Origin of the sequence: Cyanobium sp. BA5m-10 (genome assembly GCF_024346255.1) — a bacterium.
In the GTDB taxonomy this organism is placed as follows: domain Bacteria; phylum Cyanobacteriota; class Cyanobacteriia; order PCC-6307; family Cyanobiaceae; genus Cyanobium_A; species Cyanobium_A usitatum.
Genome location: NZ_JAGQCP010000038.1, coordinates 1 through 24,321, shown reverse-complemented (window position 1 = coordinate 24,321; position 24,321 = coordinate 1). Strand labels below are relative to the sequence as shown.

Below are 24,321 nucleotides of genomic sequence, written 5' to 3'. Positions count from 1 at the left end.
CCCTAAGTGCCGAGCGGGAGTTCAATGACGACGGGTCTTCACCGGTGCCCACCTTGCTCTCCTGTCGCCGCAGTGACTTGGTGTGGCTGCCGATGTCTGCCCAGCTTGCTCAGCTGGAAGACCAGCTGAGGCCAAATGGCTTGCGCCAATTGCCGGTTTTTGATGTGCCGGCTGCGGCGGCGGCAGCCCTGCCCCATGGCCTTCCCAATCCCGGTTTGCCGGTTGCATCTCTACGTGGCTTGGCCAGCCGCGATGGCATGGCCCGGGCCCTAGCGCGCCAGCTCACACCCGCTGGGGATGGGGCTCAGGATTGAGTCTGAAGCTGGCTACAGAGCGCTTGGGCTGCTGGATCAACCGCACTTAACCTGGCCAGTATCCGCTCCAAATCAAGGGGTGAAAGCTCGCCGTCACTGGCCCACTTCAAGGTGGTGCTCACTTGGGGTTCGCAGGAATGATTGGAGTGGGGAACCGCAGACATAGACGCAGTCGAAAGGCCTCATGCCTTGTTTTGGCCTTATTAGGTACGCCGTTAACCCCAACTTGCGGCTGCAGCTGGGGTTATCTCCAGAATATTTTCCGACAATCGGCTGGCTTCAGCGCTGCACGATTACCGGCGTACCGACTTCCACCTGATCAAATAAGGAGCGCACATGCTCGTGGAGCATGCGCACGCAGCCATTGGTAACGGCTGCGCGTGATGTCACCGTCCAGGACCAAGCATTTGGCGTGCCATGGATGCCGTACTGGTTGGGTCCGCTTTTCTGGAATCCAAGCCAGCGATCACCTAAGGGGCCATTTGGTCCGACGGTGGCGTTGATCTTGCCACTTTTGGTGCTCTGGTATTTGGGATTAACAACCTTGTTTTGCACCGAGAAGCGCCCTACTGGTGTGGGGGTGCTGGGATCGCCAATCGCCACTGGCCAACTGCCAAGCACCTTGCGGCCTTCACGCAGGCTGATCGTGCGCTTGTCAAGCTGAAGCACAATTTCCCGGCTGTTGCTCTGGGCCTGGACAGGGGTCCAAGCCGGGGCCATCGCAAGTGCTGCTGCGGCAATCCAGAGCGGTTTGAGGTAGTCAGCCATAGAAATAAGGGCGCTTAGTTCACCAGCTTGGTGTCGATGATGTGGAGATAGCGCCGTTCGCACTCCTTAATGATGCTCACAGCTTCTGCTGGCTCCAAGAAGCCATTGACCTTGCAGGTGCCGGGTTTTTTGAGGTCTTTGTAGTGCTCCCAGTAGTACTGGGTTTCCGTGACCCACTGCTCACCAAGCTGGGTGAAGCTGGTGATGTGGTCCATGCGCTTGTCATCGGCCAATACGGCGATCACCTTGTCGTCGACCTCGCCGCCGTCGTCAAAGGTCATGATGCCGATGATCCGAGCTTCCACCAGCGATCCCGGCACTAGGGGCTCGGTGACACCGACAATTTCAATATCGAGGGGGTCGCCGTCCTCGTCCCAGGTGCGGGGGATGCAGCCGTAGGCGAAGGGGTAGGCCAGCGACGAATAGCCGACGCGATCCAGCTTGAGGTGGCCGGTTTCCGTGATCAATTCGTACTTGTTGATCGTCATGGAGTTGAGCTCCACGATCGCGTTCACGCGCAGCTTGGCTTCATCGGCGAAGGCCGGCAGCACGTGCAACAGGTTGAGCATCGTGCGGCTCGGGGCGTGGTCGATGTTCGCCATGAAGCGGAATTTGAGTGGCTAAGCAGCATCCTAAGTATCTGCCTGCAGGCGCTCCAGCTTGTTGCGCAGATAGCGAAGGAAGGCTGCCGCGCTGAGCCTCTGGCCACTCACCTGTTCCACCAGCTCTTCCGCATTGACGCTGCGGCCCAGGGGATAAACCCTGCTGGCCAGCCAGTCCCGCAGGCTGCTCTCCTTACCAGCAGCGATCGCGGCCTCGATGGCACCTGGGCCGCCAAGCTCCTGCTCCATGGTTTCCGCGAGTTGGGCGCTGATCAGATGGCCCAGGGCATAGCTGGGGAAATAGCCAAACAGGCCTTCTGCCCAGTGGATATCTTGCAGACATCCCTCCGAATCGCTTGAAGGGGTACGGCCCAGCAGCTCGCCCATGCGGCGGTTCCATAAACCTGGAAGCTCCGCCACCGGCATGTCCTGCTCGAGTAGGGCCAGCTCCAGCTCAAAGCGCAGCACGATGTGCAAGCAGTAGCTGAGCTCGTCGGCTTCCACCCGAATCAGGCCGGGCCGCTGGGGATTGAGCCCTCGCCAGAAGCCGAAGGCGCCGCCCCAGGGATCACTGCCACTGCCACCGCCACTGCCTAAGCCGGCGCAGAAGCGCGGATGCCAGCGCTCGGCGAAGGCGCGGCTGCGGCCCACCCGGCATTCCCAGAACAGCGACTGCGACTCGTGCACCCCCATCGAGGTGGCCTCACCCAGCGGCCAGGGGAAGTAGTGGTTGCCCGTGCGGGGCAGGCCCTGTTCATATAAGGAGTGGCCCCATTCATGGGCGGTGGCAAGGAAGGCCGAGAGGGGCTGATCCGGCACCACCCGGGTGGTGATGCGGAAGTCCTGGGGGCCCACGGTGCAGGAGAAGGGATGGGCTGAGCGGGAGCGTTGGCAGTAGGCCGGGTCGTAGCCCCAGCTGTTGAGTAGCTCGCTGCAGAGATTTTCCTGCAGGGCTTCGGGTAGCTCTGGCAGGGGGGACACCTGGGTTGCTGCTACCTGCTGGAGCAGGACGGGCAGCTCGGCCTGCAGTGGGGCAAACAGCTGCTGCAGCCGTTCTTTGCTGACGTCGGGCTCAAACGGCTGGGCCAGGATTTCCCAGGGGCTGCGGTGTTGAACTTCAGCGGCGGCAAGTTGGGTCGCTTGTTCGCGGCGTAGGCCGATCAGACTTTCCAGTGCCGGAGCAAAGATGCTGAAGTCGCTGCGGCGCCTTGCCTCCTGCCAGATGGCATTGCCGCGCGACTGGGCTTGGGCGATCTGGGCTACTAGCTGGGGATCTAGGCAGCGCTGGCGATTTAGCTCAAGCCGCAGTAGCTGCAAGTTGCGGCGCACCGCCGCCGGAGTGCTGGCTTGCAGCTCGGCTTCCGCCGCCCCGACCAGATCGGCGTAAGCAGGGCTGCTCTGGCGTTCGTGTAGCTGGCTGGCCAACAGGGCCAGTTGGTCGCCACGCCATTCGGCACCGGCCGCCGGCATCACCGTGTTCTGGTCGTAATAGAGGGCACTGCTGATTGAGCCCAGCAGCTGGCTCTGGCGCAGATGCTCCTGCAGCTGATCTAGGGGCGATTTTGCCTGCGCCATGGGGAACTTTTGCTAGGGCCATTCTTCCGGCTTCAGGGCCGGCGCGCTCAGGCTGATTGCAGTTGGGCTAACTGGTTCTCCAGACGTCGCTTGAGTCGGGTCTGGACCAGGGAGCAGAGCTCGTCTACCAAGGCGCCTTCGGCACTCCAGATAGTGCGCACCCCATCGCGCTCGCAGCGCACTAGGCCCGCCCGCTGCAGTTGGCCGAGCTGGCGGCTGATGTGGGATTGGGAGAAGCCAGTGGCTTCGATCAGTGCTGCCACATCCAGGGGCCCTGCCCTGAGCTGACAAAGCAACTGGAGGCGCGCCGGCTCGCTCAGCAAACGGAAAAACTGGCAGTACTCCTCCAGCAACTGGGGAGACGGCATGGAGCTGGAATAGGCCATCTATTAATTATGTCGCAGCTATGTCGCAAGCCGCATTCCCCCGAGCGACCCCGGACGCGACGCCTTTATGCGGCTATGGTCATAACAAGCTGCAATGCCGCGATGGTTGTCGCCCCGTTTACGCCGATTTCCCTGCGGGCAGCGGCTGGAGGGGGATCCCTGCTCTTCCGCCAGCTTTTTGATGCCCAGACCGGCACCTTCACCTACTTACTAGGCGATGTTTCCAGTCGCCAGGCGGTGATCATCGATTCGGTGTTTGAGCGCCATGGCCGGGATCTTGCCCTACTCCGTGAGCTGGGGCTCAAGCTGGTGGCCTCCCTCAATACCCATGCCCACGCCGACCATGTCACCGGCAGCTGGCTGCTGCAGACAGGCCACTGGCTGTGCAATTGGCCTGTCTGCAGCCGCTAGGGCGGAAAACGTGACCATGCCCCTGCAGCACGGGGATCGGCTCTCCTTTGGCGTTCGCTGGCTCGAGGTGCGCAGCACCCCAGGTCATACCAATGGCTGCCTCAGTTTTGTGCTCGACGATCAGTCGATGGCATTCAGTGGTGACGCCTTGCTGGTACGGGGCTGCGGTCGCTGTGACTTTCAGCAGGGCAACCCCCATACCCTCTGGGCCTCGATTACCCAGCAACTCTTCAGCCTGCCCGACTCCTGCTTGCTCTATTCAGGGCACGACTACGAGGGCCGCACGGTCAGCTCGGTGGTTGAAGAAAAAGCCTTCAACGCCCGCCTGGGCGGTATGGCCACCGAAAGGGATTTCGTTGGTTACATGGAGTCGATGCAGTTGCCCCACCCCCACAGGATCGCCGAAGCCCTGCCTGGCAACATGCGCTCTGGCAAGCCCATTGATCAGGACGTCACCAGCCCTGCTGCAAACCCATGTTGGGCGCCATTGCAACGCAGCTATGCGGGCCTGCCCGAACTTCCCCCCGCCTGGGTGGCGTCCCACCGTGATGGCCTCAGCTTGCTGGATGTGCGTTCGGCTGAGGAATATGGCGGCCCCGACGGTCGGGTGGCGGACAGCCTGCTGATTCCCCTGCCGGAACTGGAAGGTCGCATCTCCGAACTTCCCGTCAATCAACCGGTGGTGGTGGTCTGCCACTCCGGCAGCCGCTCGGCCCTGGCTACCCAGCAGTTGCTTAAGGCCGGCCTCAGCCAGGTGGCAAACCTCCACGGCGGCCTGGCCCGCTGGGCGGATGAGGGCTACCCGCTGCAAGGCGTCGCTTCCACCTGATCAACCTCCTTATCAGTCATGAAACCAGACCTCGATACCCGTCTCAATGCCCAGGAACTAGCCCGGCAGCTGGCTGAAAAGCGGGTCAGCGTGATCGATGTGCGCGGGGCAATGGAATTGGCCGGCGGGCACATCGAAGGCAGCGTCAATGTGCCTTGGTGCTGGTATGCCACAGCGGTCGCCGCAGTGCCCAGGCTCTAGCCCAGTTGGTGCGGCACGGGCACACCAGCCCCCCTGCCGCTGATGCGCCAGGTTCAGATCGCCGCTGGCTCTTTGGTGCTGCTCGGTCTGGGCCTCGGCAGCTGGGTGGCGCCGGCTTGGATTCTGCTCAGCTGGTTGGTGGGAGCCGGCCTGGTGTTTGCTGGCATCAGTGGTTTTTGTGGCATGGCCCGCCTGCTGGCCCTGATGCCCTGGAACCGGGCTTCGATTTGATGGCAGCAGGCGCTTGCCCATAACACCTGGATGGATGCAGGCGCTCCACTACAAATCATGCCCAGCGGTTGATCACTCTCTGGATTGCCTGGTTGCTGGCCATGCTGTTCCACGTGGATTTGGGCTTGATGCCCTTATTCCACGGGCAGTCACCCGAGATCAACAGCCAAGTCCCATTGGGAGCCTTGCCGCTGCTGCTTGGTGCCATGCTCGGCTATTTTTTCCTGCCATTACTGGCAATCGTGCTGATCTCTTTCGCTGATTCAGCCATCGGTCCAGGGATTCGCTGGCGGCTGTTGAGGCGGCTGCACTTTTGGCTAAGTGTAGTTTACCTAATTACTAATATCCTGCATCTTCTGGCAGATATCTTGGTGCCAGATGCACGCCTTGATCAGATCATGCTGATGGCGGTGATGACCCTGCTTGGGTTGTTGATCAATATTGAAAGCTGGCACTGGTGGCGCCAACATCACTGAAGGAATGCCTGCTTGAATAGCTGGCCGCTTTGTCTTTTTCGCAACCATTTAGTCTTTGTATTTTGCATTTGCTGGCGAGGCCGATAAGCCCTGAAGACAATTATTTATTCCTAGAACTCCAGCCTTAACGAAACCAACTTTCGACCGGCTGGCCGCACTGACCTGACGGGGGAGGTGGACGCCGCACGGCCTGACAGCCTGGAATGCTACGACGCTTCTGGGACACCTGGAAGCTTTGGCAAAATTAGCCTTAACTCTCAATCACTAATTCACCAATTCAACCCATGTACCAGTGCATTATCTCACAGTCCCGTGGTGAAGCATTGTCGTTTAGGTGTTGATATCCGATTGCACATCCTCCACCAGTATTGGCATATATTTGTCATATCGGTTCAGGTCCCTTCACAATCATGCCAAGAATTACCGTTGAGCTCTCCGTGGAGGAGCATCGAGCTTTAAAACTTTTAACCATTCTCGAGGGCAAGAAACTTGGTGCCGTCTTAAAAGAGGCAATTAATTCCTACCTTGTGGAAAAGGGTGCTCACGATCTCGAGGTCAAAGGCAAGCAGTGATTTCAGTTGAGCGTATCGGGTGTTGCCGCCACCAGAAGATCAAGCACCTCGCGATCTTCGAGCTGATTAAACGCTGCACACCACATGCCCACGGATTAGAGGTGCTTCACCAGCATCAGGATTTCGAGTTAATCGACTTGCTGGCCCAGTTGCTTGGCCGTTTCGCCATACCGCAACCTTTCCTGCCGAAATAGCGCCGATCGCGAGCTCGGGTTGCAGAGAATTGGCCACCTTTCGCACCGACTGGGTGGCCACGGGAAGCCGCAATTACCCGCCAATGGCGACGGCTACCGAAGAGCACTCCAAATCTCTTTTAGTGCATGAGTGGATCAGAACCGCCCTAAGCGCGTTGCTGGGCCAGGTTGCCGCACTGGCTGCTCGACTAGGCGCGGCTGCGTCTTTTCGGCTATTACAGGAAGACCTTGACGCTTAGACATGCGCCGCATTGCTGCATTTCCCTGTCTTTTGACCCTTTGTACTACTGCTTCCCTGCTTGCACCCTGCGCAGCCCAGGCTGGCCAAACAGACGCCAAGGCCGCGCCCACCAGTGGCACCGTTGAATACAAGTCGAACGTCTCTGAAGTGGACTCCTGCAATCAGGCCCAATACCGCATGCCAGCCAATGCAACCGCTACGGCCATGCGGCTCTCAACTGCCATCAAAGGTGAATACGCCACCTTCACCTGCCGGGTGAAGTGGAGCCTCTCGCCCGCTGCTCGGCCCACCTATCGCCCGATTTTGTTCTCCCCTTCAGCCTGACCCCCATGCCCCGTACGAATCAGCCATCTCCGCGCACCGTCAAGTTGCAGATCCTTGGCGCAGTGTTTGTGCCAATGGGATTGCTAGGCCTATGGCTTTATTCCAAAGGCTTCTGGTGAACGCTTAAAGGCGCTTCCTCGGACTCGCGATTGCGGCGATGGCTTCCAGAGGTGATGTACCGCATGGATCACCACGCCCCAGATCAGCAGGTCGGGATCGTCACCTTGTAGGGCAATGGCGGGGCTAGTGGCATCGCTGGCCACCAGGCGCCAATGGGGAGGTGTTCCCTCCAGTCGCCGCAGCAGAAAGCGCCCCTCGTGCACGGCGACCACGATGGAGCCAGAACGGGGACCCACACTGCGGTCGACCACTAATAAATCGCCGTGATGAATGCCCTCTCCGCGCATGGCATCGCCGTCTACCCGCATCAAAAAGGTGGAGCTCGGTCGCGGAATCAGGGCTCCATTTAGATCGATTGTTGCCTCGATGTAGTCATCGGCAGGGCTGGGAAAGCCTGCGGCCACGGTTTCGCCGGCCAGGGGCAAAAGCAGGGGCTCGAGGTCGTGATGCGCTGGCTGCAAGGGACCAAGCCAGATCAGATCGCTCGCCATGGCAATCCCCGAAGGCCGACACACTATGCAAAATAGTACGGCCGTACTGTCTTGCATTGTGGTCGCGGCTCAGTCGCCGCAGCCCCTGCTCACCACCTCGTTGCGCAGGGCGATTAGATCGGCTGCATCGGGGCGCTGGGGTTCAAACAGCAGGGCCCAGGCCAGAGACACATCTCCAGCTTCCAGGGCCGTTTCGATCGCTGCCAGCCAAGCAGGGGGGCTCTGGCCTAGGGAGAGGATCAGGGCCGCGGTGCGGGCCATCCGCTCGGCGTCCGCACCCACTAATTGCACTTGGGCAAAGCTGCCCTCTGCCGCCTGCTCAGGCCTCAGACGCATCAGCACCACCTCGCCGGGGGCAATGGGGGCCAGGGGCCAGGCCAGGGGTGCGCGGAAGGGGCGCCCGGCAGGCGCAAGCTGCTGCCAAACCAGCAGGCCCTGGCGCTCGATGCGGAGCTCCAGCAGGGGTTCGACCACTACGAGCAGGGGCATGGGTGTGGGCACCAGGCCAATGGCATCCCCTTCTGTCACCGGCTCCACCCGGGGGTTTACCACGCAGACCGCTACTGGATCCACCGGCCGCTGCAGGGCTTGGGCAGAGTTCGCAAGCAGCCAGCCCAGCCCAAGGGGTATCAGCAGGGCTGGGCTAAGACGCTGCTTGCTCAACTGAAGCTACCGAATGCCGTGCCAGAGCGGAGGTCGCCAAAACCACCCACGGGCGTGTAGCCACCGCTGCGGCGCATCAGAAAATTCAAAAAGGTGGTGCTGAAGTCGACTGTTTCAAGAAAGCGCACCCCCACATAGGAGGCAGACTCCAGCCGATCGACCCAGAGGGAGCTGGCCCGCAGCCGGATCGGATCGCCGAAGGTGGGTTGGTGAATCGTGAGGGTGCCGACCAAGCCAGGCACAACAGGCTCGCGGATGGGAAACAGCAGGCAGGCACCAGAGGCGCTCACATCCCAAAGGCGACCAATAAACTGCACCGGATCGACATGAAAGTCGATCGGAATTGAAATGCTGATTGAGGGGACAATGTGCCTCACCTCGTTCCTTGGGGAAGGATCTGGCCTTGAGGAAGTATCCGGCATCAAGTCAAATGCAGGCGGATATTCGTAAAAATCCGGGTGTGCACATTACCCAGTAATGTCATTACATCGTAGTGAAGCGAGTCGAAAAGCCAACTGAGAAAAGGCAGAAAATTTTGAGCGTGGCCAGGTGGTGGCATTCAGCCCGCGGCGCGGCTTAGGGCCCCGCCGCAGCTAGAGCCCCCCCCGGCGGTGCAGCCAAAGCAATGATCTGCCACTGCCACCGCATCCCCCTGCGGATCCCAGCCCAGCAGTTCGCCCAGATGGCGCTTGGGCCGGCCAGCTGCGCTCAGACCAAGCTGCTGGTTGAAATCGCAGTCATAAAGCCAGCCCTGCCAGTCGACACTGATCAGGGAGCGACACATGACCCGCTCGAGGTTGGCGCCGCAGTGCTTGTTTTTCAACAGGGCTTGGTAGGCCTCCAGCTTTTCCTGGGCTTGGAGCCAGCTGGCAAAACGCTGGATCGGCATATTGGCTAGGGCGTAGAGGCTGGTGAACACCACCCCGAAGTCGGCGGCGAGCACCCGGCGGTAGTCGGCCTCCAGCTGGGCTTGGGGAGGGGGTAGCTCCGGCCCCTGGGGGTTGTATACGAGCTGCAGCTCTAGGCCGCTGCCTGCCTGGCCGTAGCCAAGGGCATTGAGCTGGCGTAGAGCCTCGATGCTGCGCTCAAACACGCCGCTGCCTCTCTGGCGATCAACGTTTTCGGCGGCATAGCAGGGCAGGGAGGCCACCACCGTGACGCCCTGATCCGCCAAAAAGCGAGCCAAATCAGCTTGGCCGGGTTCCGACAGAATCGTGAGGTTGCAACGATCGAGCACCTCGACGCCAAGCTGGCGGGCAGCCACCACCAGCTCCCTGAACTGGGGATGGAGCTCCGGCGCTCCACCGGTGAGGTCGAGGCAGCTCAGCTGGCGAGCCGCCAGAACCGGCGGGATCAGGGCCAGGGTGGCCGGATCCATCATTTCGGTGCGGGATGGTCCAGCGTTGACGTGGCAGTGGCTGCAGGCCTGGTTACAGCGATAACCGAGGTTCACCTGCAGGGTTGTCAGGCGTCCCCGTTGAAGCGGCGGGAAGGCCGTTGCTGGACCTTGGGCTCCTATTAGGGGCGGGGCGGAATGGAGTTGCAATCCCCGTTCATTTGCGAACGCCACCATCTTGCCGCCTACCCATGAACGAGCATGGTGAGTCGCTAGCACCCAGTTTGCGATGTTGCAGCAGCCCCCCCGCGGCTACGTCACCCTGGCTCGCCTGGGTTTGGTTGCCAATGGTCTGGCCATTCCCCTCGGCCTGGCGGTAATCCTGCTGGATCCCACCTGGCGCACGGCCAATCTGGTTGTGGGCGCCAGTGCCGTGCTGCCTACGGCCGTGGTGGGCCTGGTGGCCTCGATCGCCCTGCTCAAGTGGCGTGCCTGGGGACAGATCCTGGCGATCGTGGCCCTGTCTATGGCCCTGGCTGTGGGGCTGCCTTACGGAATCGTGCGCCTGGCTCTGCTCAGTGAGGGCCGATTGCTCACCGCAGTGCTGTCTGGTCTGCTTTGGGCGGCTACCACTGCTGCGCTGGTTTTCTGGAGTCGGCCCAGCATTCGCCGTTACTTGATCTGAGCTGGCCGGTCTATCGCCGTGGCCACCAGCCCTCGAATGCGGGGAGTGATTTTGTAGCAACAGCTACATAAGGAGGCGGGATTGCCGCATTGGATGCTCCCATAAAGCCTTTTCAAGTCGATCCCATGCCCAGCTCGCACCGTTACGCCGCTCTGCAGCAGATTCAGCGGCGACGCCCGGTGGCGACAACTGCTGCCGCCCCATTCGATGAGCTGTGGGCTAGCGACGTATTCGGCCTCCAGGCGATGAAGGAAGCCTTGCCTGGACGCATCTTTAAGTCGATTCAGCTCACCATCCGGGAGGGCGGCAAGCTCGATTTGTCGTTGGCCAACGCCGTGGCCGACGCCATGAAGACCTGGGCCAGCGCCCGTGGAGCTCTGTATTACGCCCACGTTTTTTACCCGCTCACCAACTCAACGGCCGAGAAGCACGACGGCTTCATTTCGCCCAAAAGTGATGGTCGGGTGATCACCGAATTCACAGGCAAGCTGCTGGTGCAGGGCGAGCCAGACGGCTCCTCCTTCCCCAATGGCGGCATTCGATCCACCTTTGAGGCCCGCGGCTACACCGCTTGGGACATCACCAGCCCCGCTTACCTGATGCAGACCCCCAATGGGGTCACCCTCTGCATTCCCACCGTTTTTGTTTCCTGGACCGGTGAGGCCCTAGATAAAAAAACGCCGCTGCTGCGCTCCAACGCCGCCATGAATCGCCAGGCCCAGCGCCTGCTGCGTCTGCTCGGTGAAACCGACGTAGCTCCTGTGAACTCCAGCTGCGGCGCCGAGCAGGAGTATTTCCTGGTCGACAACGCCTTCGTCGCCCTGCGCCCAGACCTGCTCCTCGCTGGCCGCACCCTGTTTGGCGCCCCGCCCGCCAAGGGCCAGCAATTCGACGACCACTACTTCGGCGCCATCCCCGAGCGCGTGCAGGTGTTCATGCAGGACGTGGAGCAGCAGCTCTACCGCTTGGGCGTTCCAGCCAAGACTCGCCACAACGAGGTGGCACCTGGGCAATTTGAAATTGCGCCCTATTTCGAAGCCGCCAACGTCGCTACCGACCACCAGCAGCTCACCATGACCGTGCTCAAGGCCACGGCCAAAAAGCACGGCTTCTCCTGCCTGCTGCACGAAAAGCCCTTTGCGGGGATCAACGGCTCGGGTAAGCACGTCAACTGGTCGATCGGCAACGCCACCCAGGGCAACCTGCTCGACCCGGGCCAAACGCCCCACGACAACCTGCAGTTCCTGCTGTTCTGCGCCGCCGTGATCCGCGGCGTCCACAGCTACGGGCCACTGCTGCGCTCGGTGGTGGCGACCGCTGGCAACGATCACCGCCTCGGCGCCAATGAGGCTCCCCCGGCGATCATCTCGGTCTATTTGGGCAGCCAGCTCGAGGATGTGTTCAACCAGATCCGCGAGGGCAACCTGCAGAGTTCTGCCAAGGGCGGCGTGATGACCCTGGGGGTGGACACCCTGCCGGAATTCACCAAAGACCCCGGCGATCGCAACCGCACCTCACCCTTTGCTTTCACAGGCAACCGCTTTGAATTCCGCGCCGTTGGCTCCAACCAATCGGTAGCCGGGCCCCTGGTGGCGATGAACACGGTGCTGGCCGATTCGATCGGCTGGATTGCAGATCGGCTGCAGAGTCAGCTCGACAGTGGCACCGCCCTAGGCGAAGCAGCCTTCAACGTGCTCCAGCAGGTGATGCGCGAGCACGGCGCCGTGGTGTTTGGCGGCGACGGCTACTCCAGCGAATGGCATCGCCTGGCGGTGGAAGAGCGTGGCTTGGAAAACCTGCGCACCTGCGCCGATGCCTTGCCAGTGCTGCAGCGCCCGGAGGTGCGGGAGCTGTTTGAGCGCCAGGGAGTGCTCAGTGCGGTGGAGCTGGAGAGCCGCTTTGAGGTGTACGCCGAGCAGTATGTGCTGGCGATTGAAGTGGAGGCAAAGCTGGCCCTGCAGATCGCTCGCACCCAGGTATATCCAGCTGCTGTGCGCTACCTAGGCGAGCTGGGCCAGGCCCTGCAGGAGCAGCAGGCGATGGGTCTGCATCCCAATCTCAAACTGCGCAATCAGTTGGGCGAACTGCTCGAGCAGCTCAACAACGGATGCGAGAGCCTCGATCAGGCCCTACATTCCTCGCCCCACGGCACCGAAGCCCACATGCGTCACTGCGCCGACAGCCTGATGCCGTTAATCGGCGACCTGCGTGCGGCAGTGGATGGCCTGGAGGGCTTGGTCGACGACGGTCTCTGGCCCCTGCCCAGCTACCAGGAGATGCTGTTTATGCGCTGATGCCCTCTCGGTGCAGCAACCTGCAATACCGGAAGATGTTGTGAAGGTGACAGTTTCGATCTGGCACAAGGTCCATGATTACCAGCAGAGCAGCGAAGCCAGACATGCCAGCAGTGCGAACCCAATCCCCCAGCCACGTGCGGATCTACCGCCTAGTCGATCGTCAAGGCGCCCCCCATCCCGTACTCGACGACCTCTACGAATCCCTCGATGCCGCATGGAGCGAGGCGATTGGCTGGTGGAACGACCACTGCGGTGGCAGCTCAGGGCCTGTGGAGATTGGCGTTGAAGTGAGCACTGCCAGCGGTGACTGGCGCACCCTGCGATTTCCTGGTTGCTGAATCCCTTGCTGCTGCCACCTCTCTCGAGTTGCGCGAGACAGCTGATTCAGGTCACCTGCACGCCCTTCCAGAAGGCCACCCGGCCGCGGATGTTGGCGGCAGCCTCCTTGGGCTCTGGATAAAACCAGACCGCATTGGCGTTCACCTGGCCATTGACCACAAGGTCGTAGTAGTGAGCCGTGCCTTTCCAACCGCACACGCTGGTGTGGCTGGAGGGGCGGATGCAGTCGGGGTCAAGTGCTGCGGCGGGGAAATAGGCGTTGCCGTCGACCTTGACGATGTCATCGCTGCTGGCAATCACCTGACCATTCCACTGGGCTTGCATGGGGCGTGTGGCGCAATTAAGGGCTGATTGTGGCAAGCACCGGGGGTAGGGATGGGGGCGGCAGGTGGGGTGTGGGATCCAGGGCCAGCAACTCGGCGCCCTGGCGACGCAGTTCGAAGTGCAGATGGGGGCCCGTCGCCGAGCCGGTCATGCCCACCATGCCCAGGGGTTGCCCCTGCTCCAGCCAGACGCCGCTCACCACGATGGCGTCGTGCAGATGGGCATAGAGCGTCTGCCAACCCTCGCCATGGTCCAGCAGCACCGTGGTGCCGTAGCCACTGATCGACTCCACCAGCAGCACCCGTCCGGCCCGGGAGGCGAGCACCACCGTGCCCTGCGGCGCCGCCAGATCAATGCCGGTGTGCAGCCGCCAGGCCGAGCGGCGCTCCGAGTAGCGCCAGCCCCAGGGGTCCAGGCTTTCGGCGGGCTGGGCCAACGGGTAAGCCAGGGGCAGCGCCGCCGGATCCAGCCCTGGTGCCGGCAAGGCGCCTCGGGCCAGAGATCCCTCCGATCCGGGGAGCCGCACATCAGGCACCGCCACTTGGCGGGGTAGATCCTGGGGCATCGCGGTCTGGGCACGCAGCGACGACTGGCCCACAACCGCTGCCAAAAACAACGGCAACAGCACGGGCCAGCTCCGGTGGGTCATGGCTCAGGGGATCTGGCTCAGCGCCAATCGGGGTCGTAGATCCGCAGGGTGCCAAATCCCAGCGACGCTGGCGAGGGGTTGGGGCCGGCTGGGTAGGCCGTCACCTGGAACATGTAGGTGTCGGAGACAGCCGGGTTGTTCCAGGGTTTGAGCACCACGGTGAGCGTGGCCCCGGGAGAAACGGGCTCAGGGAAGCTGAGGGTGAAGCGGCGCGCATCGCTATCGAACTGGGCCAGCACTGGCACGCGGGGACCCTGCTGGCGCGGCCGGCCCAAAAAGGCTGAGGTGCGATCCACAAAGAATGGAAAGCTGGTATCAACGCCGCGGGTCTGCTGAATCGTCAGGCCGCCGAGGGCCACCCCCGCCTCCGGATCGAGCGTGATCGTGAAGTAGTACTCCGCACGGGTCTGCCAGACAGTGGTGTAGTAGCTCACCAGGTCCACCTTCCAGGGAGCCTTGCTGAAGTAGGTGACGCCCCGGAGTTCAAGGGCGCCAGCGGCGGGGATCGCAAGCGGCGAGAGTGCGGGCGCCCCGGCAATGCAGCTGGCTAGGGCCCAGCCGAGCGCAACGGCGACGCGTCGAAGACGGGGCACAGGCACTAGGGCATTAGGCAGTTGGCAAAACGCTAGGAGCGGCCCGCAGGAATGGCTGGGGATCCTGATCGCGGCGATGGCCCACCGGAATCGGCGTACCCTGGGCTGTGCCATCCGCTGGATCGAGACTGGCAGTGGCCTCCAGGGCCTGGCGCAGGCACCGAGCCGCATGCAGCGGCATATCCCGGGGCACGCTGATGCGATCGCGCAGGTAGCGCAGGGCAGGGGCAGAGCCCGCCGGTGCTGGCAGGGGCTTGGCGTGGATCAGGGCCGTGAGAGCTGTGCGGAGCGGGACATCGAAGTTTTCCGCTCCCAGGGGGCTGCGGCCAAGAATTGCCGCTCGGTGCTTGATCACCCGGCTGAGGGCAAAGGCTGCCGCATTGGCCGGTTCGGCCTGGCTGGTTTCCGGGTCGGGGCTGCCCAGGGGCCAGGGGCCCCGATCGATTTGAGTGGCTAGTGCTTGTTGGTTGGCATCTCCGCTGGCATAGCAGCCACCCATCTGGGGCGGTAGGTCGTGGGCATGGGTGTGGAAGTCGCTCTGGGTGCCTAAGTAGCTGGGGCGCTGCTCCAGCGCCTCAAACCAGCGGCCAATGGCCGGATGCTCGCTGCGCAACAGAAAGCCCTTGTAGTAGGCCAGGCTTGCAGCCATACGCTCCACGTAGGGCACGAACACCAGGTCAGCCGTGCCTAGCTCGCCAAGCAGAAAGGGCCCACTTTGCTGGCTGAGCGCCTGCTCAAAGTTGCCTGCAATGCGCTGAAAAGCCGCCTTGGCAGCGTGCTCTTGGGCGGACCGCAGCCCCGGGCTGCAGAGCCATTGGCACCATGCCCGGAACAGCAATCGCTCCAGTTGGCGCAGGGGCACCACCGCCGGGTCGTTCATGCCCAGTCCCAGGGGCCCGAAGGCCCCCTCGAGGGCTTCAAGAATGCGATCGCTCTCAGTGATCAGGCGGCCATCGAGCTCAAGCGCCGGCAGCATCCCCGAAGGAACTAGCCGTTTGAACCAAGCCTCCTTTTCGCCGTAGCAAAACATGGTGACCTTGCGAATCCGGTACGGGATCCGCTTCTCTTCGAGCCAAAGCCACACCTTCTGGCAGTAGGGGCACCAGGCGTGGTGGTCGCGGAACAGGGTGACCCGCACTGCCTCCTCCGGCTGGCCAAACAAACGCAGCCGGGCCTGGGCGCTGGTGGGACCGTTGACTGGATCGGCTGGGGACGCACCGAGGCGTTCGAGCTCGTGCCAATCGAGCACTCCCTCGGCTTTCGACTCCATGCCAATCGCTGCAGCAGCCTTGGTTCTAGGAGCTCGCGGGGTGCTCGGTGGCCTAACTAAGTTTCAAGAGCGAAGTTTCATACCAGAGATCCAATGTTCGACGCCTTCACCAAGGTTGTTGCCCAGGCTGATGCCCGTGGCGAATTCATTAACGCCGGCCAGATCGATGCCCTCGCAGCGATGGTTGCCGAAAGCAACAAGCGCATGGATACGGTGAACCGCATCACCTCCAACGCTTCTGCCATCGTTACCAACGCTGCCCGCGATCTCTTCGATCAGCAGCCCGCCTTGATCGCTCCAGGTGGCAACGCCTACACCAGCCGCCGCATGGCTGCTTGCCTGCGCGACATGGATATCATCCTCCGCTACGTCACCTATGCCATTTTCAACGGCGATGCTTCCGTGCTGGAAGACCGCTGCCTCAACGGCCTGCGTGAGACCTACCTCGCCCTCGGCGTTCCTGGCGCTTCTGTGGCAGAAGGCGTTCGCAAAATGAAGCAAGCTGCTATCTCGATCGCTAACGATCGCAACGGCATCACCCCTGGCGATTGCTCCGCCCTGATGTCCGAAGTTGGCACCTACTTCGACCGCGCTGCTGCTGCAGTCGGCTGATTGGGCACAAGCCCAGGAATGTCCCTCTGGCAGGAGCCCAACGGCTCAACCAGAGGGTTGTTTGGTTTCCGGTTGCACTGGAGATCAAGAGCCAAGGGATGGGGCCAGGCAGCTCAGCTGAAGACCTCAATAGTGAGCATCAGGGCATCAGTCACGAAGGATTGTTTCACTCAGCCGCAGACAACTAACTCGTGAACCGATCCAACCGTGAACGGATCCAACATCACAAAAATCTGAGGACCAGTCATGGAGTTGCCCAGTTGGCCCTCCAGACCCGCTCTGCCGTCGATCCTCGGCGGCACATTCGGCGGCTTCTAGTCAGCGACGTCCGTCCCAAGATTGGGCTGCCAGCCAACACAGGGCGGAAGGGATCAGCGTTCTGGTGAACGGTGTCATTTGCTACCCACAGGACTGCAGCGCTGCACGATTGTGGCCGGGTGAACATTAGAGGTCACCTTCCTTCATGGCCCAAGTCCCCATCGCTGGCGGCGGTCCAACCCCGCTCGCTGTCTTTGATCGATTCCGCACCCAACTTCTCGCCAAGGTTCAGGAGCCTGAACTGAAGCGTTACGCCGTGATGCTGCTCGCCTTTGGTGCTGGCCTGCTGCCGCTGATGGCAGGCTCCGCCAAGGCAGCCTTGGCGAAGGTCCCCACCGACGGCGCCGACACCCTGCTGATGCTGATGGGTTCAGCACTGGTTCTACTTATGACCCCAGGCCTGGCGTTCTTTTACGGCGGCTTCACCCGCGCCAAGAACGTGCTCAACACCATGATGATGAGCTTTTTCCTGATGGGGCTCATCGGTGTCGTCTGGGTTGTGATCGGCTACTCCCTCTCCTTCGACACCGGCTTCGGCAGCCCCTTCATCGGTGGTCTCGGCCAGATGTGGCTCAACGGCGTGGGCGGTGAGCTCGGTGATGCTCCCTTAGCTGATGGTTTCGCCATCTCCGCTTCCTCCTTCGCCCTTTTCCAGGGCATGTTCGCGATCATCACCCCGGCGCTTATTTCCGGCGCCCTTGTGGAGCGGATCAACTTCAAGGCCTGGTTCTGGTTCTCCCTGCTCTGGAGCCTGTTCATCTACTGCCCCATGTGCAAAATGGTTTGGGGCGGTGGCTACATCGGTCCCTTTGGTGAGATCGGCGCCATCGACTTTGCCGGCGGCACAGTTGTTCACATTGCTGCAGGCGTGGCTGCTCTGGTGGCCACTGCGATTGTGGGTCCGCGCAGCGGCTTCCCCGGCAGCAAGCGTCCTCCCCACAACGTGCCCTTCATCCTCCTGGGTGCCGGCCTGCTCTGGTTCGGCTGGTTCGGCTTCAACGGCGCCAGCTACTTCGCTGCTAAGGGTGCCGGCTTCTCCTTCCTGACCACCACCCTGTCGGCCTCAACGGCCCTGCTCACCTGGTGCTTGATTGAGTGGTTCCTTGATGGCAAACCCACCGCCGTGGGAGCCGCCACCGGCGCCGTGGCTGGTCTGGTGGGCATCACCCCCGCCGCCGGCTTCGTCTACATGCCCCAGGCTTTGATTATCGGTGCGGCGACCTCCATCGCCTGCTATTTCGCAGTTCAGGTGAAGTCGGCTATCAACTTTGATGACTCCCTCGATGCCTTCGCCGTCCACGGCGTAGGTGGCACGGTGGGAGCCCTGCTCACCGGCGCCCTAGCCATCCCTGCCCTGGTGCCGGCCGACTACTTCCCCAAATCGGCAGCAATCCTCGCCAGCGGCGGCCACACCGCCCTGTTCGTGGCCCACGTCAAGGCCGTGCTGATCAGCTACGGGTTTGTCGGCATCGGCACCGCGGTCATTCTCTGGATCGTTGGCGCCACGGTGGGCCTGCGGGTCACTCCTGAGCAGGAAGAACGTGGACTCGACTTCGTCGCCCACGGGGAAGAGGCTTACGACCCCACGACCAACTGAAGCTGAATCACCATGAAAATGATCACGGCAATGGTCCGCCCTTCCAAGGTGGAAGCAATCAAAACAACCCTCGTCGGCCTCGATGTGGTCGGCATGACTCTTGTCGATGTCCGCGGTTTCGGGCGACAGAAGGGTCAGGTGGAGCGCTACCGCGGCAACGAGTTCACCGTGGACTTCCTACCCAAGTCCAAGATCGTTGTGGTGGTGACTGACGACAAGTTGGAAGCCACCCTCACTGCCATTCTCGAGGCCGCCCGAACCGGCGAAATCGGTGATGGCAAGATCTTCGTCACCCCCGTTGAGGAAGCCATCCGCATCCGCACCGGTGAGCGCGGCGACACGGCGATCTGAGCACCCACCTCTTGATTTGATGTGGTGTTTCCATCTGGGACACCTCAACTGCCCCCCATCCGGGGGGCTTTTTTTATGGCTGCTGACAATGCCACCAGCTTCCCTGGGTTTTTCGCTGAGCTGGGGAGCACCCTTCCGCCCAAGGACTTCACGCCATAGCGTGAGGAGCTCCAGCACTTCAGCTCCCCCCATGAACGAACACTTCGATTTGGTGGTGCTTGGTGCCGGCTCGGGTGGTCTAGCTGCTGCCAAACGGGCCGCAAGCTATGGCGCCAGGGTGGCGATCGTGGAGGGCGATCGGGTGGGCGGCACCTGCGTGATCCGCGGCTGCGTGCCCAAAAAGTTGCTGGTTTACGGCTCCGCTTATAAACACTTGCTTGCCGATGCAGCCAGCTATGGCTGGGAAATCGAGGGGATTCGCCGCAACCCCAGCACCCTGCTGGCCAATGTGCGCACCGAGGTGGGTCGTCTCAATCAGCTGCACCTCGGCTTTCTTGAAAAAGCGGGGGTAGAGCTGGTGCGCGGCTGGGGCTGCTTTGAAGACGCTCACACCATTGCCGTTGGCGAGCGCCGCCTGCGGGCCGAGCGCATCTTGATTGCGGTGGGGGGGCGGCCCCAGCGGCCAGCGATTCCAGGGGCAGAGCTTGGCTGGGTGAGCGATGAGATGTTTCTGCTGGAGCAACTACCGGAGCGCCTTGTGGTGGTGGGTGCTGGCTTCATCGCCTGTGAATTCGCCTGCATCCTCAATGGCCTTGGCGTGGCAGTGACCCAGCTGGTGCGCGGCAATCATTTGCTGCGGGGCTTTGATCTTGAAGCTGCCAAGGCGGTCCAGGAGGGCATGGAGCAAGAGGGTATTGAGATTCGCTTTGCCCACAGTCCTGCAGCCATCACTGGCAGTGCCGGCGACCTCAGCGTCCATACCGAGGCAGGCGAAATCATTCCTTGCGGTGGAGTGCTGCTTGCCACCGGCCGGCGCCCTTTCCTGGAGGGCCTGCGCCTTGAGGCAGCGGCTATCGCCACTGAAGCCAATCGCATTCCAGTGGATAGCGAGCAGCGCACCAACGTGCCCCACATCTATGCAGTTGGCGATGTCACCGACCGCATCAACCTCACCCCGGTTGCCATTGATGAAGGACGGGCCTTTGCCGACAGTGTCTATGGCACTAGCCCGCGCCAGGTGGACCACAGCCTGGTGGCCTATGCGGTATTCAGTCAGCCGGAGCTGGCCAGTGTGGGGCTCAGCGAAGAGGAGGCGATCCAGCGCCATGGCCCAGAGGGCGTGCGGGTGCATCGGGCCCGTTTCCGGCCGATGAGCCAGGCCTTGCCGGCCAGGGGGCCCAGGGTATTGCTCAAGTTGGTCGTGGAGCTGGAAAGCGGCAAGGTGCTGGGCTGCCACATGGTGGGCGAACACAGCGCTGAAATTATCCAGATGGCAGCCATCGCCATTGGCATGGGCGCCACCAAGGCCGACTTCGATCGCACCATGGCCCTGCACCCCTCGGTTGCCGAGGAGTTTGTGACCATGCCGAACTAGGCCGTGAGCCGGCTTTTGCGCCAATCATCAGCCAGCATCACCACCAGCGGCGCCAACAGGACCATCGGCAGGGCCCGGCTGTCAATTGGCACCATCGCCGCTAGCCACGACAGGGGCGGCCAATAGAGCAATAGCGCTGTGAAGAGAATTTCAGCTGCTATGCCAAGCCAAAGCAGGGGATTGCGGCGCCAGCCCTGTTGCACCAAGTTGACGAAGGCGGAGCGATGCGCACTGCGGCAGGCCATCCCCACACCCTGCTGCTGCCAGCTGAGCAGGTAGGCCGTCATCGACACCACGGCTTCGCTCAGGCCCAGCACCAGATAGGCGCGCAGCATCAGGGGCCGATCCAGTAGCGGCGCTGAACGGCGCCGGGGCGGTTGGCGCATCAATACCGATTCAGGCGCCTCGGCTCCTAGCCCCAGGGCGGGTAGTAAATCAGTGCCCAGATCCACCGCCAGGATCTGCAGCACGGTTAGGGCCGCCGGGATTTGCACGGTCACCATGGCTAAAAACGGAGCCATCTCGGCCACGTTGCTAGGCAGCACGTAGGGCAGGAACTTGCGAATGTTGGCCACCACGCCTCGGCCAAAGCGCACCGCCGTGACGATCGTGGCGAAGTTGTCGTCTAGCAGCACCACCTGCCTCCCTTGCCACATCGGTGCCCACCAGGCCCATAGCTATGCCCAAATCGGCCGCCCGCAAGGCCGGGGCATCATTGACCCCATCGCCAGTGACCGCAACCACTTCGCCGAGGGAGCGGTAGGCCTGCACAAGCCGTAGCTTCTGCTCGGGGGCCATCCGGGCAAACACCAGCCGGTTGCGGTATTTGAGCAGCTGGCGCAGGTGCACATCGCTAATCAATTCAAGCTGGTCGCCCTGGATCACCCGCACCGGATCAGCCTGGGGGTGGTTGTCACCCTTGGCCGGCATATCCAGCAGGCCGATCTGGCGCGCTATGGCCTGGGCGGTGAGGCCGTAGTCGCCAGTCACCATCGTGACCTTGATGCCCGCCTGGTGACACTGGCGAATCGCCTCGGGTACCTCAGGCCGGGGCGGGTCGTAGAGCGCGATCAAGCCCAACAAGCTGAGCTTTTGCTCCAGTTGATCGGCTGGGGCTTGCCCCTCTGTGGCCTCGAGACTGCGCTGGGCCACGGCGATGACGCGGTAGCCGCGGCATGCAAGGTCGTCGTTGGCGGCTACTGCCTGGGCGCGGCCCGCCGGACTACAGCGCTCTAGCAGCTCCAGGGGTGCCCCCTTGGTGATCAGCTGCAGCCCGGCCTCGGTGGCCACGATCACGCTCATCCGGCGCCGATGGGAATCAAATGGCAACTCCCGGCTGCGGGGATGGCGCTGCTGATGCACCGCGAGGCCCAGGTCTCGAGCCTGGGCTGCCACCAGCAGGGCGGTTTCAGTGGGGTCGCCTAGGGCTCGGCTGCCGTCACCGCTGGCTTTGAGTTGGGCGTTTGAACAAAGGCAGGCCGCCAGCAACAGCTCGGCTTCTCCACCTCGATCAATCCCTGGCTGCTCGCCTGCCTGGGGCAGCCAGATCTCCTCCACTGCCATGCGGTTGCAGGTGAGGGTGCCGGTTTTATCGCTGCAGATCACGCTTACCGAGCCGAGGGTCTCCACGGCTGAAAGCCTGCGCACCAGTGCTTTCTGACTGGCCATGCGCTGCACGTTGATCGCCAGGGCCAAGGTGACCGTGGGCAGCAAGCCCTCGGGCACGTTTGCAACTATGATGCCAACTGCGAATACCAGGCTTTCGAGGGGACCCATCCCCACAAACAGGAGGCTGAAGCTGAAGGTGATCGCCCCCATGGTTAAGGCGATGGCTGTGATGGTGCGCACGATGTGGCCCACCTGCTGCTCCAAGGTGCTGATGCCCCTGGATGTGGCGGCGGTGAGGTGGGCCACATGGCCGAATTCGGTTTCACCGCCGGTGTCGTAAACGATGGCTTCGCCGCGCCCCCCGGCCACGCTGGTGCCCGCCAAAACCAGATTGGCCCGTTCCCGAGTCGGGATCAGGACAACTTTGTCTGCCGCAGGTGAGTCGATGGCATCGGCATGGCGCGCCACTGGCTGCGATTCGCCTGTAAGCACAGAGAGATCCAGGCTCAGTTCGTTGGCCTGGATCAGGCGAGCATCGGCGGGCACCTGGTCTCCCTCCTCCAGCAGGATTCGGTCGCCCGGCACGAGCAGCTCGGCATCTAGCTCGGTGAGTTCACCGTTGCGCCAGAGCCGCACCTGGCGGGGTAGGGATCGCTTCAGCGCCGTCAGGGTGCGCTCGGCTTGGTAGTCCTGCCAGAAGGAAAACAGGCCGTTGACCAGCACAACCGCCCAAATAGCCCAGCCCAGCTGGGGCGTGCCCGCTGCAAATGCCAGGGCCCCAGCCACCCAGAGCAGCAGGGCCATGAAATGCACCAGTTGATCGACAAACCTCAGCAGCAGGGAACGGCGGCGCTGGCTTGGGAGGCGATTGGCTCCAAACCTCTCCAACCGCCGCTGGGCCTCTGAGTCGCTCAAGCCTTGGAGTGTGCACTGCAGAGCTGCCGGCACTGCCTGCGCTGGGATACTCCAGATCGGCTGGCTAGCAGAGAGCTGCATGGCGGGTTAGCTAGATCGTGGGGCAAGGCCCTTCTCGTCAAACACCCCTTCAAAGAGAACCGAACTTAAGTAGCGCTCGCCTGAGTCGGGCAGCACTACCACGATGGTTTTGCCGGCGTAGGCCTCCTCTCGGGCTAGCCGCAGGGCGGCCGTGGCTGCGGCACCACAGGAGATGCCCGCCAGGATTCCCTCTTCCTTCATCAGCCGGCGGGCCATGGCCACCGCCTCCTCGTCGCTAACGGTTTCGACCCGGTCCACCAGGTCCAGAGCGAGGTTTGCGGGCACAAAGCCAGCGCCGATGCCCTGGATCTTGTGGGGACCGGGCTTGAGCTCCTGCCCTGCCTTGGCCTGGCTGATCACTGGGCTGTTGACGGGTTCAACTGCCACCGAAACCAGCGGCTTGCCCAGGGTTCCCTTGATGTAACGGCTGACGCCAGTGATGGTGCCTCCGGTGCCCACTCCAGCCACAAGTACGTCCACCTGGCCGTCTGTGTCGTCCCAGATTTCGGGGCCGGTGGTGTCGTGGTGGATCTGGGGGTTTGCCGGATTGGAAAACTGCTGCAGAAGGACGTAGCGGTCGGGGTCGGAGGCTGCCATTTCCTTGGCAGCGCCGATGGCGCCGGGCATACCCATCCTTCCTTCAGTGAGAACGAGGTGGGCGCCGTAGGCCGTGAGCAGTTTGCGGCGCTCCAGGCTCATGGTCTCCGGCATCGTCAGGGTTAGGGGGATCCCCTTGGCGGCGGCCACGAAAGCCAGGGCGATGCCGGTATTACCGCTGGTGGGCTCCACCAGCTCCTTGCCAGGTCCCAGCAGTCCCTCCTGCTCGGCCCGCCAAATCATGGCGGCGCCGATGCGGCACTTCACCGAAAAGGCAGGGTTGCGGCCTTCAATCTTGGCCAGTACGCGGGCCTTGCATCCCTCGGTGACCCGATTGAGCTGCACTAGGGGGGTTTTGCCGATGGTGAGGCTGTGGTCGGCGTAAACGCTCGTCATCCGTTTGGGGGAGCCATTCTCTTAGCGCACCCTAGGGATGCTCTGCCAAGCGAACAGCAAGAATTAGCCTGTTTTTACAGGCCTTGTGGTCAACAACATCGATCTGCAGACGGCGAGCCAACTCGATGCCTCACGCAAGGCCTTGGGCTTGGCCCCTGGGGTTGACCCGATTGGGGCCTGCCGCACCTCAACATAAGCGGTACTTATGGGATTCATCAGCAGGGCTTTGGCGCCTCCCGGCCGGCCTTCTCACTAATCCCGCAATCTTCCGTTACAGTCCTGTTACGCAATGTCCTTGCGCTCGACGGGATTCCGTCTGGTGGCTTGCCACCTTCCATACCCGTTCCTCTGGAACAACCTCTTCTCGTTCTCATGACAACCACTATTCAGCAGCGCCAAGGCGCTTCTGCGTGGAACCAGT

28 protein-coding genes and 1 pseudogene are annotated in these 24,321 nt (G+C 62.3%); 14 read left to right on the top strand and 15 right to left on the bottom strand.

The window, feature by feature from the left end; translation table 11 throughout:
* A pseudogene (locus KBY85_RS11970) lies at positions 1–314 on the top strand (hypothetical protein); the annotation flags it as partial.
* Positions 315–593: 279 nt separating this feature from the next.
* Here the strand turns inward: KBY85_RS11970 and KBY85_RS11965 are convergent.
* Genes KBY85_RS11965 through KBY85_RS11950 form a run of 4 tightly spaced genes read right to left on the bottom strand, consistent with a single transcriptional unit; the run spans position 594 to position 3,627 of the window.
* Positions 594–1,082, bottom strand: coding sequence for a L,D-transpeptidase (locus KBY85_RS11965; RefSeq protein ID WP_254961736.1), 489 nt, complete (start codon positions 1,080–1,082; stop codon positions 594–596).
* Between the two features lie 14 nt (positions 1,083–1,096).
* Positions 1,097–1,684, bottom strand: a complete 588-nt coding sequence (locus tag KBY85_RS11960; protein WP_254961735.1) for an inorganic diphosphatase — start codon at positions 1,682–1,684, stop codon at positions 1,097–1,099.
* Positions 1,685–1,714: 30 nt separating this feature from the next.
* On the bottom strand, positions 1,715–3,259 hold the full coding sequence (locus KBY85_RS11955; protein ID WP_254931999.1) for a carboxypeptidase M32: 1,545 nt from the start codon (positions 3,257–3,259) through the stop codon (positions 1,715–1,717).
* 47 nt (positions 3,260–3,306) lie between these two features.
* Complete coding sequence (locus KBY85_RS11950; protein WP_254961734.1) at positions 3,307–3,627, bottom strand: helix-turn-helix transcriptional regulator; 321 nt, start codon at positions 3,625–3,627, stop codon at positions 3,307–3,309.
* Between the two features lie 120 nt (positions 3,628–3,747).
* Here KBY85_RS11950 and KBY85_RS15975 point away from each other — a divergent pair, with 120 nt between their 5' ends.
* From KBY85_RS15975 to KBY85_RS11925, 6 genes are all read left to right on the top strand, one after another.
* Positions 3,748–4,056 (top strand): MBL fold metallo-hydrolase, encoded by a 309-nt coding sequence (locus tag KBY85_RS15975; protein ID WP_315859987.1) that lies wholly within the window; start codon positions 3,748–3,750, stop codon positions 4,054–4,056.
* Between the two features lie 16 nt (positions 4,057–4,072).
* Complete coding sequence (locus tag KBY85_RS11945) at positions 4,073–4,885, top strand: rhodanese-like domain-containing protein (protein ID WP_315859988.1); 813 nt, start codon at positions 4,073–4,075, stop codon at positions 4,883–4,885.
* 18 nt (positions 4,886–4,903) lie between these two features.
* Positions 4,904–5,086: a rhodanese-like domain-containing protein gene (locus KBY85_RS11940; protein WP_254932001.1), complete on the top strand. Its 183-nt coding sequence runs from the start codon at positions 4,904–4,906 to the stop codon at positions 5,084–5,086.
* 42 nt (positions 5,087–5,128) lie between these two features.
* The gene (locus KBY85_RS11935; protein WP_396121862.1) at positions 5,129–5,317 is read left to right on the top strand and encodes a YgaP-like transmembrane domain; all 189 of its coding nucleotides are present in this window, start codon (positions 5,129–5,131) and stop codon (positions 5,315–5,317) included.
* A 101-nt stretch (positions 5,318–5,418) separates the two neighbouring features.
* A complete protein-coding gene (locus KBY85_RS11930; protein WP_254961737.1) occupies positions 5,419–5,793 on the top strand; it encodes a hypothetical protein in 375 nt (124 codons plus the stop codon).
* Between the two features lie 1,007 nt (positions 5,794–6,800).
* The gene (locus KBY85_RS11925) at positions 6,801–7,124 is read left to right on the top strand and encodes a hypothetical protein (protein ID WP_254961733.1); all 324 of its coding nucleotides are present in this window, start codon (positions 6,801–6,803) and stop codon (positions 7,122–7,124) included.
* 89 nt (positions 7,125–7,213) lie between these two features.
* On the opposite strand, the gene KBY85_RS11920 is transcribed toward KBY85_RS11925, so the two are convergent.
* The 4 genes from KBY85_RS11920 to arsS form a co-directional block, all read right to left on the bottom strand.
* Positions 7,214–7,735 carry a LexA family transcriptional regulator gene (locus KBY85_RS11920; RefSeq protein WP_254941659.1) on the bottom strand — a complete coding sequence of 174 codons (522 nt, stop codon included), beginning with the start codon at positions 7,733–7,735 and terminating at the stop codon, positions 7,214–7,216.
* A 69-nt stretch (positions 7,736–7,804) separates the two neighbouring features.
* A complete protein-coding gene (locus KBY85_RS11915; RefSeq protein ID WP_254961732.1) occupies positions 7,805–8,398 on the bottom strand; it encodes a hypothetical protein in 594 nt (197 codons plus the stop codon).
* Complete coding sequence (locus tag KBY85_RS11910; protein ID WP_254961731.1) at positions 8,395–8,775, bottom strand: PilZ domain-containing protein; 381 nt, start codon at positions 8,773–8,775, stop codon at positions 8,395–8,397. The genes KBY85_RS11915 and KBY85_RS11910 overlap by 4 nt, the downstream gene beginning before the upstream one ends.
* 182 nt (positions 8,776–8,957) lie before the next feature.
* Positions 8,958–9,971, bottom strand: coding sequence for an arsenosugar biosynthesis radical SAM (seleno)protein ArsS (arsS, locus tag KBY85_RS11905; protein WP_254961730.1), 1,014 nt, complete (start codon positions 9,969–9,971; stop codon positions 8,958–8,960).
* 52 nt (positions 9,972–10,023) lie between these two features.
* On the opposite strand from arsS, the gene KBY85_RS11900 reads away from it, so the two are divergent.
* The 3 genes from KBY85_RS11900 (at position 10,024) to KBY85_RS11890 (ending at position 13,054) form a co-directional block, all read left to right on the top strand.
* Positions 10,024–10,419: a Hepatitis C virus core protein gene (locus KBY85_RS11900; RefSeq protein WP_254961729.1), complete on the top strand. Its 396-nt coding sequence runs from the start codon at positions 10,024–10,026 to the stop codon at positions 10,417–10,419.
* 125 nt (positions 10,420–10,544) lie between these two features.
* The gene (locus KBY85_RS11895; protein ID WP_254961728.1) at positions 10,545–12,713 is read left to right on the top strand and encodes a glutamine synthetase III; all 2,169 of its coding nucleotides are present in this window, start codon (positions 10,545–10,547) and stop codon (positions 12,711–12,713) included.
* A 104-nt stretch (positions 12,714–12,817) separates the two neighbouring features.
* Complete coding sequence (locus tag KBY85_RS11890; protein WP_254961726.1) at positions 12,818–13,054, top strand: hypothetical protein; 237 nt, start codon at positions 12,818–12,820, stop codon at positions 13,052–13,054.
* Positions 13,055–13,100: 46 nt separating this feature from the next.
* Here the strand turns inward: KBY85_RS11890 and KBY85_RS11885 are convergent, their stop codons facing one another.
* Genes KBY85_RS11885 through KBY85_RS11870 form a run of 4 tightly spaced genes read right to left on the bottom strand, consistent with a single transcriptional unit; the run spans position 13,101 to position 15,891 of the window.
* Positions 13,101–13,379, bottom strand: coding sequence for a DUF427 domain-containing protein (locus KBY85_RS11885; RefSeq protein WP_254941654.1), 279 nt, complete (start codon positions 13,377–13,379; stop codon positions 13,101–13,103).
* A gap of 16 nt (positions 13,380–13,395) precedes the next feature.
* The gene (locus KBY85_RS11880; protein ID WP_254961725.1) at positions 13,396–14,028 is read right to left on the bottom strand and encodes a M23 family metallopeptidase; all 633 of its coding nucleotides are present in this window, start codon (positions 14,026–14,028) and stop codon (positions 13,396–13,398) included.
* Positions 14,029–14,045: 17 nt separating this feature from the next.
* Positions 14,046–14,621 carry a DUF2808 domain-containing protein gene (locus KBY85_RS11875; protein WP_254961723.1) on the bottom strand — a complete coding sequence of 192 codons (576 nt, stop codon included), beginning with the start codon at positions 14,619–14,621 and terminating at the stop codon, positions 14,046–14,048.
* A gap of 13 nt (positions 14,622–14,634) precedes the next feature.
* Entirely contained in the window at positions 14,635–15,891 is a 1,257-nt protein-coding gene (locus tag KBY85_RS11870; protein WP_254961722.1) for a glutathione S-transferase family protein, read from the bottom strand.
* 93 nt (positions 15,892–15,984) lie between these two features.
* Here KBY85_RS11870 and KBY85_RS11865 point away from each other — a divergent pair, with 93 nt between their 5' ends.
* The 4 genes from KBY85_RS11865 to gorA all read left to right on the top strand — a co-directional run bounded on the left by KBY85_RS11865 (position 15,985) and on the right by gorA (position 20,303).
* A complete protein-coding gene (locus KBY85_RS11865) occupies positions 15,985–16,503 on the top strand; it encodes a phycocyanin subunit beta (protein WP_254961721.1) in 519 nt (172 codons plus the stop codon).
* A gap of 463 nt (positions 16,504–16,966) precedes the next feature.
* Positions 16,967–18,418 carry an ammonium transporter gene (locus tag KBY85_RS11860; protein WP_254961720.1) on the top strand — a complete coding sequence of 484 codons (1,452 nt, stop codon included), beginning with the start codon at positions 16,967–16,969 and terminating at the stop codon, positions 18,416–18,418.
* Positions 18,419–18,430: 12 nt separating this feature from the next.
* Positions 18,431–18,769, top strand: coding sequence for a P-II family nitrogen regulator (locus KBY85_RS11855; RefSeq protein WP_254941649.1), 339 nt, complete (start codon positions 18,431–18,433; stop codon positions 18,767–18,769).
* Between the two features lie 190 nt (positions 18,770–18,959).
* Entirely contained in the window at positions 18,960–20,303 is a 1,344-nt protein-coding gene (gene gorA, locus KBY85_RS11850) for a glutathione-disulfide reductase (protein ID WP_254961719.1), read from the top strand.
* On the opposite strand, the gene KBY85_RS11845 is transcribed toward gorA, so the two are convergent.
* The 3 genes from KBY85_RS11845 to cysK are packed head-to-tail and all read right to left on the bottom strand — an operon-like array spanning position 20,300 to position 23,900.
* On the bottom strand, positions 20,300–20,941 hold the full coding sequence (locus KBY85_RS11845; protein WP_254961718.1) for a cation transporting ATPase C-terminal domain-containing protein: 642 nt from the start codon (positions 20,939–20,941) through the stop codon (positions 20,300–20,302). The two genes, gorA and KBY85_RS11845, sit on opposite strands and share 4 nt — an antisense overlap.
* Positions 20,838–22,907: a cation-transporting P-type ATPase gene (locus tag KBY85_RS11840; protein WP_254961717.1), complete on the bottom strand. Its 2,070-nt coding sequence runs from the start codon at positions 22,905–22,907 to the stop codon at positions 20,838–20,840. Before KBY85_RS11840 ends, KBY85_RS11845 begins: the two co-directional genes overlap by 104 nt.
* A gap of 6 nt (positions 22,908–22,913) precedes the next feature.
* Positions 22,914–23,900, bottom strand: coding sequence for a cysteine synthase A (cysK, locus tag KBY85_RS11835; RefSeq protein WP_254961716.1), 987 nt, complete (start codon positions 23,898–23,900; stop codon positions 22,914–22,916).
* Between the last annotated feature and the right edge of the window lie 421 nt (positions 23,901–24,321).